Here is a 13,383-nt window from a genome sequence, read left to right on the forward strand (position 1 = left end):
CGACCCGTGCACGACCCGCCCGGATTCCGCTACCAGCCGCCGCGCGAGGAGGACGAGGACGACATGAACCTCCGCACCACGTAGATCAGACCGCCGACCAGGGCCACGAAGACCAGGAGCTTGAACAGCACTTCGAACAGGAAGCCGACCACGCTCACGATCAGACCGCCGAACACGACCAGGGCGATGACGGGCACGGCGACCCACTTCACCCACCAGGGCATCCCCGCGAATATCTCCCGTGCGGCCATCGTCCCTACCTCTTTCTGTCAGTTTTCTGTCCGTGCACGCATTCCGTGCTTTCGACACTCTCGATGCTAGGGGCGACCCGGTGCCGCACGGGGAGCCCGCAGCCCTTGAAGTCCCCTGACCGAACCCTTAGGGAGAGTCAGGGACGGCCCTCAGCTCTCAGGCGGAGAGAAGACGACCAGAACCCTCAGGTCCTCGGTGATGTGGTGGAACTTGTGGGCCACCCCGGCCGGCACGTAGACCACGCTGCCGCGCGAGACCTGCGTCGTCTCCAGGCCCACGGTGATCGAGGCCCGCCCGCTCGCCACGAAGTAGATCTCGTCCTGGGCATGCGGGGACTGCGGATCGTGCGCGCCGGCATCGAGGGCGTACAGCCCCGCCGACATGTTCCGCTCCCGCAGGAACTGCAGATACGCCCCGTCGTTGGCGGCGCGCTCCGCCTCCAACTCGTCGAGCCGGAAATCTTTCATCGCCATCCGCCCCTGCCCTTGTGCCGATCACGTCTGCCACGATCGGACCCATGAAGAATTTTGTACTCAAGACGATCGCCAACGCGGCTGCCCTGGCGGTGGCCATCTGGTTGGTGAAGAACATCACGCTGACCGGCGACAACACCGGCAAGAAGGCCTTGACGCTGATTCTGGTGGCGCTGGTCTTCGGCGTGGTGAATTTCGTCGTGAAACCGGTCGTGAAGCTGCTGTCCTTCCCCCTGTTCATCCTCACGCTCGGCCTGATCACACTGGTGATCAACGCATTGATGCTGTTGTTGACCTCCTGGCTCGCCGACAAGCTGAACCTCAGCTTCCACGTCGAGGGGTTCTGGACCGCCGTGCTCGGCGCCCTGATCATCTCCATCGTGTCCTGGGCGATGCACATCGTCCTCCCCGACGACAAGGACTGAGCGGTTGGCCACCCCCTGTGGGGCAGGCACCGGAAGCCGGCACAAGGGCGGGCCCGCAGGCCCCCCTGCCGTGCCGGTGCCCGACGAACACAGCTGTGGAACGCCCCGCGCGGCCCGGCAGTTCCACGGATCCCGGTTCTCCCGGCCCGCCTCCGTCCCCCCGGAACTTTGGACGTCGGTCCTGGTGAACTCGGCGTCTTCCCCAGCGAAATGGAGTGTGCGACATGACAGGTGACGGCACGCGGTCCGTACGCGCCGGCCTTCCCGAGCCGGTCGCCTACGAACCCACCCTTCCCGGGCCGGTGTTCGCCGCTCACTTCCATCTGCCCGGCGAGGCGACCGGGCCCTACACCTACGGCCGCGACACCAACCCGACGTGGACCCACCTGGAACGGGCCATCGCCGACCTCGAATCGCCCGACGAAAGCTCCGAGGCGATCGTCTTCGCCTCCGGAATGGCGGCCGTCTCGGCCGTGCTGCTCTCCCAGGCGCGCTCGGGCGACACCGTGGTCCTGCCGGACGACGGCTACCAGGCCCTGCCCCTGGTCCGTGAGCAGTTGGAGGCGTACGGCATCGAGGTGCGCACCGCGCCGACCGCCGGGGACGCCCAACTGGCCCACCTGAGCGGCGCGAAGCTGCTGTGGATCGAAACGCCCTCCAATCCGGGTCTCGACGTGTGCGACGTACGCCGGCTCGCGCGGGCCGCTCACGAGGCCGGCGCCCTGGTGGCGGTGGACAACACCCTGGCCACGCCGCTGGGCCAGCGCCCTCTCGACCTCGGCGCGGACTTCGCGGTCGCCAGCGGCACCAAGGGCCTGACCGGGCACGGCGATGTCCTGCTCGGCTATGTGGTGTGCCGCGATCCACACCTGGCCGCGCGCGTACGCAAGTGGCGCAAGGTCGTCGGTGCGATCCCGGGGCCGATGGAGGCGTGGCTTGCCCACCGCTCCCTCGCGACGCTGCACCTGCGCGCCGACCGGCAGGCCGCGAACGCCCTGCTCCTCGCCGAGGCGCTGGCCGAACGCGCCGAGGTGACGGGCCTGCGCTACCCGGGCCTGCCCTCGGATCCTTCGTACCGTCTGGCCGCCGCGCAGATGCGCCGCTTCGGCTGCGTGGTCTCCTTCGACCTGCCCGACCGCGGCTTCGCCGAGCGTTTCCTCGAAGCGCTGCGCCTGGTCGACGACGCCACCAGCTTCGGCAGCGTGCGCTCCACGGCGGAACGGCGCGGCCGCTGGGGCGGCGACGCGGTGGGGGAGGGCTTCATCCGCTTCTCGGTCGGCGCCGAGGACGCCCCGGACTTGATCGCGGACGTCGAGCGCGCCCTGGACGAGGCGGGCAAGCGGCGTCCGTAGGGGCCGGGGCGCGGCGCCGCGCCCGCGACGGAAGGCGGACGGTCCGAGCCTCCCCCCTCGTGGCTCGGACCGTCCCGGTTCTCGCGCGCTGAGAACCACCTGGACAAGGCTAGTTGACTCTGCGTCAGTGTCCAATCACCCTAGCGACAGGGGCCTATCGACATATTTATAGTGGTGCCCGGCCGGGGGCGTCGTGAGGCAGTGCGGGACGGGAGGCGCGGCATGGACCTTGCCCTGCTGCGTACGTTCGTCACCGTGCACCGGGCCGGCTCGTTCACCCGGGCCGCGGCCCTGCTCGGGCTCTCGCAGCCCGCGGTGACCGGTCAGATCCGCACACTGGAGCGGCAGTTGGGGCGCCCCCTCTTCCTGCGCCAGGCGCGTGGTGTGACCCCGACGACGATCGGTGACGAGCTGGCCCAGCGGGCGGCACCGCACTTGGACGCCCTGGTCGAGCTCACCGAGCCGGCCCTCGGTGAGGAGTCGGGCTCGCGGACCGTGCATCTGGCCGGCCCACCCGAGTTCACCGCCCTGCGCGCGCTGCCCGCCCTCACCCCGCTCATCCCCCAGGGCCTGGCGCTGCGTGCTTCCTTCGGCAGCGCCGAGGAGACCCTGGAAGGGCTGGCCGCCGGCCACCACGACCTGGCCATCTCCACGGCCCGGCCCCGCGGCGGACTGCTGACCGCGACCCCACTGTGCGACGAGGAGCACGTCCTCGTCGCCGGGGTGCGCTGGGCGGCGCGGCTCGGGCCGGGCGCGGTGCGCCATGGTGGGCCGTGCGTACTGGAGCCCATCCCGGTGGTGGAGGTTCATGAATCTCTGCCGCTGGTGACGCGGTACTGGGCGTCCGTCTTCGACGCCAAGCCCGCCGCCGCCGGCACCGTGGTCGCTCCGGACCTGCGGGCGGTCCTCGCCGCGGTGACGGCCGGAGCGGGGCTCGCCGTGCTGCCGCGCTACCTGTGCGAAACGGCTCTGGAACAAGGTGAAGTGGTGGCGCTCCACGACCCTCCGGTGCCACCGCTGCGCACCTATTTCCTCGCGGCGCGCACCGGCACACTCGGCCTCGCGCACATCGCGCGGGCGCAGGACTGGCTACTGCGTGCCGCGGTGGACTGGGGCTGAGCGGCGGCGGTACGGGCCCGAAGAGTTTCGCAGGCGTCTCGCCGGGCCACATTTCTCCCATGACCGTACGTCCAGTGGTCAAGCGCACCGCACGAGCCGTTCTGCTCGATGGCGACGACCTCATTCTGATCAAGCGCACCAAGCCCGGCATGGATCCGTATTGGCTCACCCCTGGCGGCGGAGTCGAGCCCGAGGACTCCACCGTCGTCGAGGCCCTCCACCGCGAGGTGCACGAGGAACTCGGCGCGAAGATCGTCGATGTGGTGCCGTGCTTCGTCGACACCGTCGAACACATCGGCGCCGACGGGGGCGCGACCGGGGTGAAGGTGCAGCACTTCTTCGTCTGCCGCCTCGATTCCATGGACCCTTCGCTGCGCCACGGCCCCGAGATCGACGAGCCGTGCGGGGAGTACGAGATCGTGCGCATCCCGTTCACACGAGTCGGGATCGCCTCGGTGCACCTCGTTCCGCTCTCCCTGCGGCACTACCTGGACGGCAACATCGAGGGCGTGCGCGCCATGCACGCGCCGGATCTCGGCTGACGCCCGCCCTCACCGCACGGATCGGACCAGCGCGTAGGCCTCCCGCAGGTCTCCGCCCGTGTACGTGTGCGTGGCGAGGCCTGCCAGGTGATGATCGGCGTTCACCGCGACCGACACGGGCACAGCCGCGAAGAGGTCGACGTCCGACATGGAGTCCCCGTACGCCACACAGCTGCTGGGGCCGACACGGAACTCGGCGCACAGCCGGGTCATGACGGCCACCTTGGCGGCGGGGCTGAGGATCCCGGCCGGGTCCACGGGTCGGGTGAAGGGCACCTCGGGGAAGAGCGAGCCATGGGCTGCGTGGGCGCCCCAGCCGAGCAATCGCTCCACGAAGAAGGACGGCGAGAGCGAGATGACGGCGCAGTAGTCGCCTTCTTCGCGGATCTCCTGCCAGACCTCCTGGATCCCGGTGATCCAGGGCGCGCTCTCGAAGGCGCTCGCCACATGGACCTCGGTGAGCCCGCACCACAGGGCGTGCACACGCACCGCGTACTCGTACGGTGTGATGAGCCCCGCCGACAGCTCCCGCTCCAGCTCGCCGACCTCCTCGAGCAGCCCCAGCTGTCGCGATATTTCGACCGGCGCGGCCGAGCCCCGTATGAGGGTGCCATCGAGATCGAAGAGATGAAGTCTTGCCATGTACGCCGAGGCTAGTACGTGGGCTTACTCCCCCTGTCGGACGCCCTGCATGCCCTCTCGGCAGCACCCTGTTTCACGTGAAACAGCCATCTCTCCACGTGTCTCGCCCCGCCCGCCGCGCGCCGTTTCACGTGAAACATCTCCGCCGGCCCACGCGCAGGGGCTGGCTGGTCGCCCACGTCGCCGTCTCGGTGAGCTGGCTGGGCCTCACCATCGGCCTGCTCGCCCTCGGCATCACGGCGTACACGACGGACTCATCTGCCATGACCGAAGCCGCGTACCGCGCCATGAAGGTGTTCGGAGACTGGCTGGTGGTGCCCATCGCGCTGGCGACGCTGGCCACCGGAGTGGTCCTGTCCCTGGGCACCCGGTGGGGTCTGGCTCGTCATCACTGGGTCTGGGTCAAGTTCTGGCTGACCCTGATCACGCTCTGTCTGTCTGCCTTCTCGCTGCGGCCCGAGATCAACAGCGCGGTCGCTGCCGGCGTTCCCGACATCAGCCTGGTGGCCGCGCCGGTCGTCTCCTCCAGCGCCTACTTCTTCATGACGGCGGTCTCCGTGCTCAAGCCATGGGGACTGACCAGGCGTGGCAGGAAGCACCGGGCGGAGGCACGGAAAGTGGTGGACGCGGCGCCGCCGCGTCCGACAACCTGACCCTCATGCCCTCACCGCTCACCGAGTTCCCTCTGCGCCGCCTCACCATCGGAGATCTCGTCGCCTGCGCCGACCTCTCCGAGGACCGGGGCTGGCCACGCGAAGAGCACAAATGGGGGCTGCTCCTCACGGCGGGAACCGGGTACGGCGTCGACGCCCCGGACGGTAAAGGGCTCCTGACCGCCTGTGTCGTCACCTCGTACGGTCCGGGTCTGGCCGCCATCGGCATGGTCCTGGTGGCCGGTCGCTTCGCCCGGCAGGGCGTCGGACGTCGCTTGATGAAGGACGTCCTGCGGGAGCTGCGGGGCACACCGCTCACCCTGCACGCCACTCCGTACGGCCGCCCGTTGTACGAGGAGCTGGGGTTCGAGACAGTCGGCCGTGCCGAGATGGTCTCGGGTCATTTCCGGGCGTCCGGTCCGGCTCCGACGGTGGCCACCCGGCCCGCGGCCGCCGACGATCTGCCCGCGATCCTCCGGCTCGACGCGGAGGTCTTCGGCGAGGACCGCACCCACATGATCGCCCGGCTGCCGGCCTTCAGCGACCAGTTGCGGGTGGCGGAGGACTCGACCGGAGTGACCGGTTTCGCGGCCGTCTGGCCCAACACGAACACGCACGTGGTGGGCCCGTTGATCGCCCGTGACACGGAGACGGCGAAGGCTCTCGTCGCCTCGCTCGCAGCCGGCACGGACCGCCCCCTGCGCACGGATGTGGACGTACGCCACGAGGAGCTGCTCGACTGGCTGAAGAGGTCGGGCTTGGAGTCGGTCGCCTTCAACACGGTGATGGCATCCGGCATCCCGGCTCTGCCCGGTGACTGGACGCGGCGCTTCGCTCCTCTCACCGTGGCGGCGGGTTAGCTCGCACCGAGCCCGCGTACCGGTGCCCGACGGACCCCATGTGCCGTCCTTCAGGCGGCATTTGAGGGCAGACACCATGAGGTGATCAACCTCGGGCCAGGGCCTGCACGGCCACGTTCGCGAACCCGTTGTCCTGGTCGGGAGCTCCGCCGCCCACGCCGACGGCCCCGATCAGCCGTCCGTCGCGGTGGACGGGCACACCTCCCGCGATGAAGAGGAGCGGGCGGTCGAGAGCGGTCGGCAGCGTGTGGAAGAGGCCGCCCGGCTGGACCGCGTCCACCAGATCGGCGGTGGGGGCGTTCAGCTGGAGCGCCGTATACGCCTTACGGGTGCTGGTCTCCCCGGCGATGAGGACGGCCCGGTCGTCCCGGCGGAAGGCGAGCAGATGACCGCCCGCATCCAGAACGGTGACCGCGACGGTGACTCCGGCTGCCTCGGCGGCGGAGCGGGCCGCTTCGACGAGGGTTTCCGCATCCTGGATGGTGAGCGGGGCTACGGCGATGGTGGAGGTGCTCATGGGGGTAACTCCTTGATTCTATGGTGCAGTTGGTTCAGTGACGGGCGGCGGTGACCCGGGCAGGTTCGGGCACGGATCCCGCTGTGACTCGGCCGCCCGTACCCGTACGCCGCTCCAAGGCGCTGGAGACAAACGCGAGGGCGAGGGCGGATGCGGCGAGTGCGGCGCCGACCCAGTTGGGGGCGGTGTATCCGAGGCCCGCCGCGATGACGATGCCGCCGAGCCACGCGGAGAGCGCGTTGCCGAGGTTGAAGGCGCCGATGTTCACGGCGGACGCCAGGGTGGGAGCGCCGGCGGCCTGGTCGAGCACCCGCTTCTGCAGCGGGGGGACGGTGGCGAAGCCCAGCGCGCCGATGAGGAACACCACGACGGCGGACGCGACCTTGTCGTGGGCGGCCACGGTGAACAGCGCGAGCACCACGGCAAGGCCGGACAGGGACACGTAGAGCATCGGCATGAGAGCGCGGTCGGCGAACCGGCCGCCGATGAGGTTGCCGGCAACCATGCCGAGCCCGAAGAGAACGAGCAGCCAGGTGACGGAGGTGTCGGCGTAGCCGGCGACGCCGGTCATCATCGGAGTGATGTAGGTGATCGCCGCGAACACTCCGCCGAACCCGAGCACGGTCATCGCCATGGCGAGCAGTACCTGGACGTTCCGGAAGGCGGCGAGCTCGTGACGCAGCCGCACGCCCTCGGCTTTCGGCAGGTCGGGGACCAGCTTGGCCACCCCGACCAGGCCCAGCACGCCGAGCGCCGCGACGGCGAAGAAGGTCGCACGCCACCCGGCCTGCTGGCCGATGAGGGTGCCGGCCGGTACGCCGACGACATTGGCGACGGTCAGACCCGTGAACATCATGGCGATCGCTCCCGCCTTCTTCTCCGGAGCGACGAGTTCGGCCGCGACGACCGAGCCGATCCCGAAGAAGGCTCCGTGCGCGAGGGAGGCGACGATCCGTCCGGCCAGCATCAGCCCGAAGACGGGCGCGATCGCCGAGAGCACGTTGCCCACGACGAAGAGGCCCATCAGCAGCATCAGCATGCGCTTACGGGAGATCTTGGTACCCAGGACGGTCATCAGCGGAGCGCCGAGCGTGACGCCGACCGCATAACCGCTCACCAGGAAGCCGGCGGTGGGGATGGAGACGCCGAAGGTTCCGGCGACCTCGGGGAGCAGCCCCATGATCACGAATTCTGTGGTGCCGATACCGAACGCCCCGATGGCGAGGGCTAGGAGGGCGAGTGGCATGGGATGACCTTCCAAGAGATTGCGTAAGCCCCTTACGGGCGTCCACAATAATTGCAGACGCCTGTTAATTGCAAACGCGGGCTATTGCGCTAGTGGACTATCCTGAGGAGAAGCCGCTCCGGACGGAGGACACACGCATGACCGCGACGGATCCCGCACTCACCGCCCTTTCCCAGGGCTGGTGCGCACTGTCCCTGCTGCACGGCAGGATCGACGCCCACATCGAACGCGCCCTGCAAGCGGGGCACGACCTCAGCGTGCGCGAGTACTCGCTGCTCGATGTCCTCAGCCGCCAGCACAGCGGACCGGGCGGCCACCTCCAGATGAAGCAGGTGGCCGACGCCGTCGTCCTCAGCCAGTCGGCTACGACCCGGCTCGTCACCCGTCTCGAAGACCGAGGCCTGCTGACCCGCTACCTCTGCGACACCGACCGGCGCGGCATCTACACCGACGTCACGGAGCCCGGCCTTGCCCTGCTCGCCGCGGCACGCCCCACGAACGACAGGGCGCTGCGCGAAGCACTGGACGAAGCGGCGGCGAATACGGAACTGGCCCCTCTGGTCCGTGCGGTGGAGGAGCTCCACGTCGCCGCCTGAACCACCCGGAGTATCGTCCGGGGAATGAGCGATCTTGAAATCAGGCCCGCGACGCCCGAGGACATCCCGGCGATCGTGGCGATGCTCGCGGACGACCCGCTGGGTGCACAGCGCGAGTCTCCCGACGACCTGACGCCCTACCACGCCGCGTTCGACCGGCTCGCGGGCGATCCGAACCAACATGTGGTGGTGGCGGACCGAGGCGGGGAAATCGTCGGAACGCTGCAGCTGACCGTCATCCCCGGCCTCTCCCGGCGAGGCGCCACGCGCTCGGTCATCGAGGGAGTGCGGGTGCACGGCGCGGAGCGCGGCAGCGGCCTCGGCACCCAGCTCATCGAATGGGCCGTGGACGAGTCGAAGCGTCAGGGGTGCCAGCTGGTCCAGCTGACCTCGGATGCCACCCGCACCGACGCCCACCGCTTCTATGAGCGACTCGGGTTCGAGGCCTCCCACGTGGGGTTCAAGAAGACCCTGTAGTCCGACCGTCCCCGTGTTTCACGTGAAACACGGGGACCCGCGGGGCTTCCGCTGGGCGTTTCACGTGAAATGCCCGGCGGTCCTGTTTCACGTGAAACGTCAGACGCCCTGCCAGCCCTCGGGGTGCACTCCGCCCGGCACGGCTGACGCGTCGGGCCCGTAAGGCTCGCGGGTGAAGACGAACGACCCCAGGTCGAGATGGCTCACCGAACCGTCGGGCCGCAGCACCACACGGAGCGTCTCCCCCCGGTGGTAGCCGTCGAGACCGGTCCACGTGCCGTCAGCGGCAGCCTTGAACCGGGAAGGGCGGCCCGCGCCGCGCAGCGGTTCCAGGGCCACGCCCCGATCCGCGAGGAGCCGGAGCCCGTAGACATGGGTGCCCCAGTACCAGGGCCCGGTGAGCCCGAGGAGCCTCTCGTCCACCTCGAGGAGAGGGCGCCAGGGCTCCGGGAGGCGCGGCTCGGCCTCCGCCACGATCTCTACGAGATCGGCCGCCAGAGAGCCGCACAAGGGACCGGAGGTCGCATTGGCCAGCGCGACGGCCGCCACCCCATCGGTCACACTCACCCAGAGCCCCGCGACGAACCCGGGCAACGAGCCGGTATGCCCGGCGAGTTCACGCCCTTTCACGTGCGACAGCTGTACGCCGAGCCCATAACCGCTCTCCCAGCCACCCGGCTCCGCCCCCACGGAAGGCATACGCATCTCCGCGACGGACCCGGCGCCCAATACCCGCTCGTCTCCCTCGGCGAGGAATACAGCGAAGCGGCAGAGGTCTCTCGCCGTCGACCACAGCTGGCCGGCGGGTGCCATCAGCCCCAGGTCCTCGGACGGCTCGGGCAGCAGCACATCGGCCCACGGATGCACGGCCCAGCCTCCCGCGTGAGGGTGGATCGGCTGCGCGCTCGTGCGGTCCAGGCCCAGCGGCTCCAGGATCTCGGTGCCCAGCGCCTCCGCCCATGGCACGCCGCGGACCGCCTCGACCAGGGAACCGAGCAGCGTGTAGCCCGGGTTGGAGTAATGGTGCAGCCGGCCGGCGGGATGCAAGTGCGGCCGCTCGCCCAGCACGTCGGTGAGCTCGGGCCGCAGACCGCCGGGTGTCCGTTCCCACCAGGGCGCGGGCGTTTCGGCCGGCAACCCCGCTGTGTGAGCGAGGAGTTGGGCGATCGTCGCTCCGCCGGCCCGGGTGCCGGTGAGGTGCTTCTCCAGCGGATCAGCCAGGTCGAGCAGCCCCTCGTCGCGAAGCCTCATCACCAGCACGGCGGTGAACGTCTTGGTGATGGAGCCGATGCGGTACTGGACGTCCGCATGCGAGCCGTGCCCATCGACGGACGTACGCGACCCGGACCAGACCATCCGCCCGTCCCTCGCCACGGCCGCGACGAGCGAAGGTGCCCGGCCCTCGGACTGGGCGACAGCGATGCGGTGAAGCAGAGCGCGCCGCGTAGCGGGCAGCAGCTCTTCGAGCGGGGACCGTGCTGCGGAGGAACTGGATGTCGTCATGGAGCCAGGTCTAGCGGCGCATCCCGCTTTCCGTCGAACCCATTTCGCCGACACACCCAGCGCGCGCCCTTCCGAGCGCCTGGCCGCCTTGGAACCGGCCGAGGCATCGGCAGTCCCGTCGCCCCCGGGTCAGTGGTCGACGGGGAGGCCCGGCGGTCGACGACCGTTCCCGGCTGCCGGGTAGGACATCTGGAAGGCGAGGCGTTCGTCGGCCTGGTCCCCGATGCGCGTGAGCACGCCGTCCAGGTCGAGGAACTCCTCCCAGACTGGCCGTCCGCCCGCCGACGCGAGTCTGGCGACGACAAGGTCTTCGAGCTCGGGGATCCGCTTGTTCTTCCAGATCTTGTCGGCCAGGCTGACCAGAAGGTCCTCCATCCCGGCCCCTTCGGCGGTCCAGGCGGCGTGTGTCCCGGCGAAGCGTGCCCTTGCGGGGTCGACGCCTCGGGCCAACAACAGTTCCCGGCCTGCTTCTTCGTGCTGTGCACCAGGGACGGACAACTCGGCGGGGTGCAGGGTCTTGCCGATGTCGTGAGTGGCGGCTCCGAAGAGGACGGCCTGCGGGTCGATGCCCAGATCGGGCTTGCGCGCGGCGATCCATTCGAGGAGCTGTCCCGCGACGTCGTGGACCGCCCGCAGGTGGGCGACCAAACGCGGCGGCGCGTCGACGTCGTGAAGCAACTGGGCCGCTTCGACGGGCAATGGCCGCAGCGGGGGCCGGTCGTTTTCCCGAAGGACGATCGACAGTACTCGCGAGGTCGTCACCGCGACAGGGTAGTCGTTGACGTCGCAGTCGACCTTGGTCGCCGGACGGCCTGGATGGATGCCGAGCTCGGCCTCAGGTCTGGGCCATGTCCACGAAGCGCGAGTAGTGGCCCTGGAAGGCGACGGTGATGGTGGCCGTCGGGCCGTTACGGTGCTTGGCCACGATCAGGTCCGCCTCGCCCGCGCGGGGCGACTCCTTCTCGTACGCGTCCTCACGGTGCAGCAGGATGACCATGTCCGCGTCCTGCTCGATGGAGCCGGATTCACGGAGGTCGGAGACCATCGGCTTCTTGTCCGTGCGCTGTTCGGGACCACGGTTCAGCTGCGAGAGCGCGATGACCGGCAGCTGGAGCTCCTTGGCCAGGAGCTTCAGGTTTCGCGACATGTCCGAGACTTCCTGTTGCCGGCTCTCGGCGCGCTTCGAACCGCCGGACTGCATCAGCTGCAGATAGTCGATGACGACGAGGCGGAGGTCGTTGCGCTGCTTCAGGCGGCGGCACTTCGCCCGGATTTCCATCATCGACAGGTTTGGTGAGTCGTCGATGTAGAGCGGCGCCTGGGAGACATCCGGCATGCGGCGGGCCAGGCGGGTCCAGTCCTCGTCAGTCATGGTGCCGGAGCGCATGTGGTGAAGAGCGACGCGGGCCTCTGCCGACAGCAGACGCATCGCGATCTCGTTGCGTCCCATTTCGAGCGAGAAGATCACACTCGGGAGGTTGTGCTTGATGGAACAGGCACGTGCGAAATCCAGCGCCAGCGTCGACTTACCCATGGCGGGACGAGCGGCGATGACGACCATCTGGCCGGGGTGCAGCCCGTTGGTGAGCGAGTCGAAGTCGGTGAATCCGGTGGGCACTCCGGTCATCTCGCCACTGCGGGAACCGATCGCCTCGATCTCGTCGAGCGCGCCCTCCATGATGTCACCGAGCGGCAGGTAGTCCTCGCTGGTGCGCTGTTCGGTGACCGCGTAGATCTCCGCCTGGGCGGAGTTGACGATGTCGTCGACATCGCCGTCCGCCGCGTATCCCATCTGCGTGATCTTGGTGCCCGCCTCGACGAGACGGCGCAGCACCGCCCTCTCGTGGACGATCTCCGCGTAGTAGGAGGCGTTGGCCGCCGTCGGCACCGACTGGACCAGCGTGTGCAGGTACGAGGCGCCGCCGACCCGGGTGATCTCGCCCCGCTTGACCAGTTCCGCGGCGACCGTGATGGGGTCGGCGGGCTCGCCTTTGGCGTAGAGGTCGAGAATCGCCGTGTAGACGGTCTCGTGAGCGGGCTTGTAGAAGTCGTGGCCCTTGATGATCTCCACGACGTCCGCGATGGCGTCCTTGGAGAGCAGCATGCCGCCGAGGACGGACTGTTCGGCGTCGATGTCCTGCGGGGGCACACGCTCGAACCCGGAGGAACCGCCGTCCCAGTCGTCCTGACCTCGGTCGTGCTGATCGTCACGGCCCCTGCCGCGCCCTCGGCCGCGGCCCTCGCTGTCGCCTCGCTGGCGGGAAACAGGCAGCCGGTCGCTCGGACCGGTATCGGCCCAGGGCTCGTCCAACGGCTCGGGAATGCTCACCGGGCCACCTCCTCCCGTCCGCTCCGCGGACCTAGCCGTGCCACTCTTTCTACGGCACGACACTGACAAAACGAGATGCCCGACTCCGGTTCCGGCGCGTCGGGCGCCGGACCACGGTAGGCCCGCGAGCGGCGTCAGCCAATCTGGTTATCCACAGGGCATGTGGACGAACGACCAGATGCTGTGGAGAAGTCTCCGGAACCTGTGCACGGACCGGGGGACAGCACTGTGGACAAAGTCATAGCGCCTCCACCATCACCGTGCTGACCTGCATGTTCTCCGTCCACTGGCTGTGGGGGAGAAAAACTTTCCCGACTGGCTCAAGATCAGGGCAGATGCCCTGTGCACGAACCGGGAAAGGACCTAAAAGTAAGGACCATAGAAGCATTGCGTCTAT

At 69.1% G+C, this 13,383-nt stretch carries 16 protein-coding genes; 8 read left to right on the plus strand and 8 right to left on the minus strand.

Features of this window, described 5'->3' with window-relative positions; translation table 11 throughout:
• Window positions 1–29 precede the first annotated feature (29 nt).
• A complete protein-coding gene (locus OG432_RS16610; RefSeq protein WP_328311711.1) occupies window positions 30–251 on the minus strand; it encodes a DUF5326 family protein in 222 nt (73 codons plus the stop codon).
• 150 nt (window positions 252–401) lie between these two features.
• The gene (locus tag OG432_RS16615; protein WP_267058717.1) at window positions 402–719 is read right to left on the minus strand and encodes a cupin domain-containing protein; all 318 of its coding nucleotides are present in this window, start codon (window positions 717–719) and stop codon (window positions 402–404) included.
• Between the two features lie 50 nt (window positions 720–769).
• Here OG432_RS16615 and OG432_RS16620 point away from each other — a divergent pair, with 50 nt between their 5' ends.
• The 4 genes from OG432_RS16620 to OG432_RS16635 all read left to right on the plus strand — a co-directional run bounded on the left by OG432_RS16620 (window position 770) and on the right by OG432_RS16635 (window position 4,163).
• Window positions 770–1,150, plus strand: a complete 381-nt coding sequence (locus tag OG432_RS16620) for a phage holin family protein (RefSeq protein ID WP_328311712.1) — start codon at window positions 770–772, stop codon at window positions 1,148–1,150.
• Between the two features lie 224 nt (window positions 1,151–1,374).
• The gene (locus tag OG432_RS16625; RefSeq protein ID WP_328311713.1) at window positions 1,375–2,502 is read left to right on the plus strand and encodes a cystathionine gamma-lyase; all 1,128 of its coding nucleotides are present in this window, start codon (window positions 1,375–1,377) and stop codon (window positions 2,500–2,502) included.
• Window positions 2,503–2,724: 222 nt separating this feature from the next.
• Complete coding sequence (locus OG432_RS16630; protein WP_328311714.1) at window positions 2,725–3,621, plus strand: LysR family transcriptional regulator; 897 nt, start codon at window positions 2,725–2,727, stop codon at window positions 3,619–3,621.
• A 59-nt stretch (window positions 3,622–3,680) separates the two neighbouring features.
• Entirely contained in the window at window positions 3,681–4,163 is a 483-nt protein-coding gene (locus tag OG432_RS16635; protein ID WP_328311715.1) for an NUDIX hydrolase, read from the plus strand.
• 9 nt (window positions 4,164–4,172) lie between these two features.
• Here the strand turns inward: OG432_RS16635 and OG432_RS16640 are convergent, their stop codons facing one another.
• Window positions 4,173–4,805, minus strand: coding sequence for an HAD family hydrolase (locus OG432_RS16640; RefSeq protein WP_328311716.1), 633 nt, complete (start codon window positions 4,803–4,805; stop codon window positions 4,173–4,175).
• A 131-nt stretch (window positions 4,806–4,936) separates the two neighbouring features.
• On the opposite strand from OG432_RS16640, the gene OG432_RS16645 reads away from it, so the two are divergent.
• Entirely contained in the window at window positions 4,937–5,458 is a 522-nt protein-coding gene (locus OG432_RS16645; RefSeq protein WP_328311717.1) for a DUF2269 domain-containing protein, read from the plus strand.
• Window positions 5,459–5,463: 5 nt separating this feature from the next.
• A complete protein-coding gene (locus tag OG432_RS16650; RefSeq protein ID WP_328311718.1) occupies window positions 5,464–6,318 on the plus strand; it encodes a GNAT family N-acetyltransferase in 855 nt (284 codons plus the stop codon).
• Between the two features lie 85 nt (window positions 6,319–6,403).
• On the opposite strand, the gene OG432_RS16655 is transcribed toward OG432_RS16650, so the two are convergent.
• Both OG432_RS16655 and OG432_RS16660 read right to left on the minus strand, forming a co-directional pair.
• Entirely contained in the window at window positions 6,404–6,835 is a 432-nt protein-coding gene (locus OG432_RS16655) for a GlcG/HbpS family heme-binding protein (RefSeq protein ID WP_328311719.1), read from the minus strand.
• Window positions 6,836–6,869: 34 nt separating this feature from the next.
• Entirely contained in the window at window positions 6,870–8,081 is a 1,212-nt protein-coding gene (locus OG432_RS16660) for an MFS transporter (RefSeq protein ID WP_328311720.1), read from the minus strand.
• Window positions 8,082–8,218: 137 nt separating this feature from the next.
• Here OG432_RS16660 and OG432_RS16665 point away from each other — a divergent pair, with 137 nt between their 5' ends.
• Both OG432_RS16665 and OG432_RS16670 read left to right on the plus strand, forming a co-directional pair.
• Window positions 8,219–8,677, plus strand: coding sequence for a MarR family winged helix-turn-helix transcriptional regulator (locus OG432_RS16665; RefSeq protein WP_328311721.1), 459 nt, complete (start codon window positions 8,219–8,221; stop codon window positions 8,675–8,677).
• A 24-nt stretch (window positions 8,678–8,701) separates the two neighbouring features.
• Window positions 8,702–9,154, plus strand: coding sequence for a GNAT family N-acetyltransferase (locus OG432_RS16670; protein ID WP_328311722.1), 453 nt, complete (start codon window positions 8,702–8,704; stop codon window positions 9,152–9,154).
• Between the two features lie 99 nt (window positions 9,155–9,253).
• Here OG432_RS16670 and OG432_RS16675 read toward each other — a convergent pair whose 3' ends face one another.
• The 3 genes from OG432_RS16675 to dnaB form a co-directional block, all read right to left on the minus strand.
• Window positions 9,254–10,657 carry a serine hydrolase domain-containing protein gene (locus OG432_RS16675; RefSeq protein WP_328311723.1) on the minus strand — a complete coding sequence of 468 codons (1,404 nt, stop codon included), beginning with the start codon at window positions 10,655–10,657 and terminating at the stop codon, window positions 9,254–9,256.
• Window positions 10,658–10,786: 129 nt separating this feature from the next.
• A complete protein-coding gene (locus OG432_RS16680; RefSeq protein ID WP_328311724.1) occupies window positions 10,787–11,419 on the minus strand; it encodes an HD domain-containing protein in 633 nt (210 codons plus the stop codon).
• 73 nt (window positions 11,420–11,492) lie between these two features.
• Window positions 11,493–12,986 carry a replicative DNA helicase gene (gene dnaB, locus OG432_RS16685; protein ID WP_267058334.1) on the minus strand — a complete coding sequence of 498 codons (1,494 nt, stop codon included), beginning with the start codon at window positions 12,984–12,986 and terminating at the stop codon, window positions 11,493–11,495.
• Window positions 12,987–13,383 lie beyond the last annotated feature (397 nt).

The organism is Streptomyces sp. NBC_00442 (assembly GCF_036014195.1).
Lineage (GTDB): Bacteria > Actinomycetota > Actinomycetes > Streptomycetales > Streptomycetaceae > Streptomyces.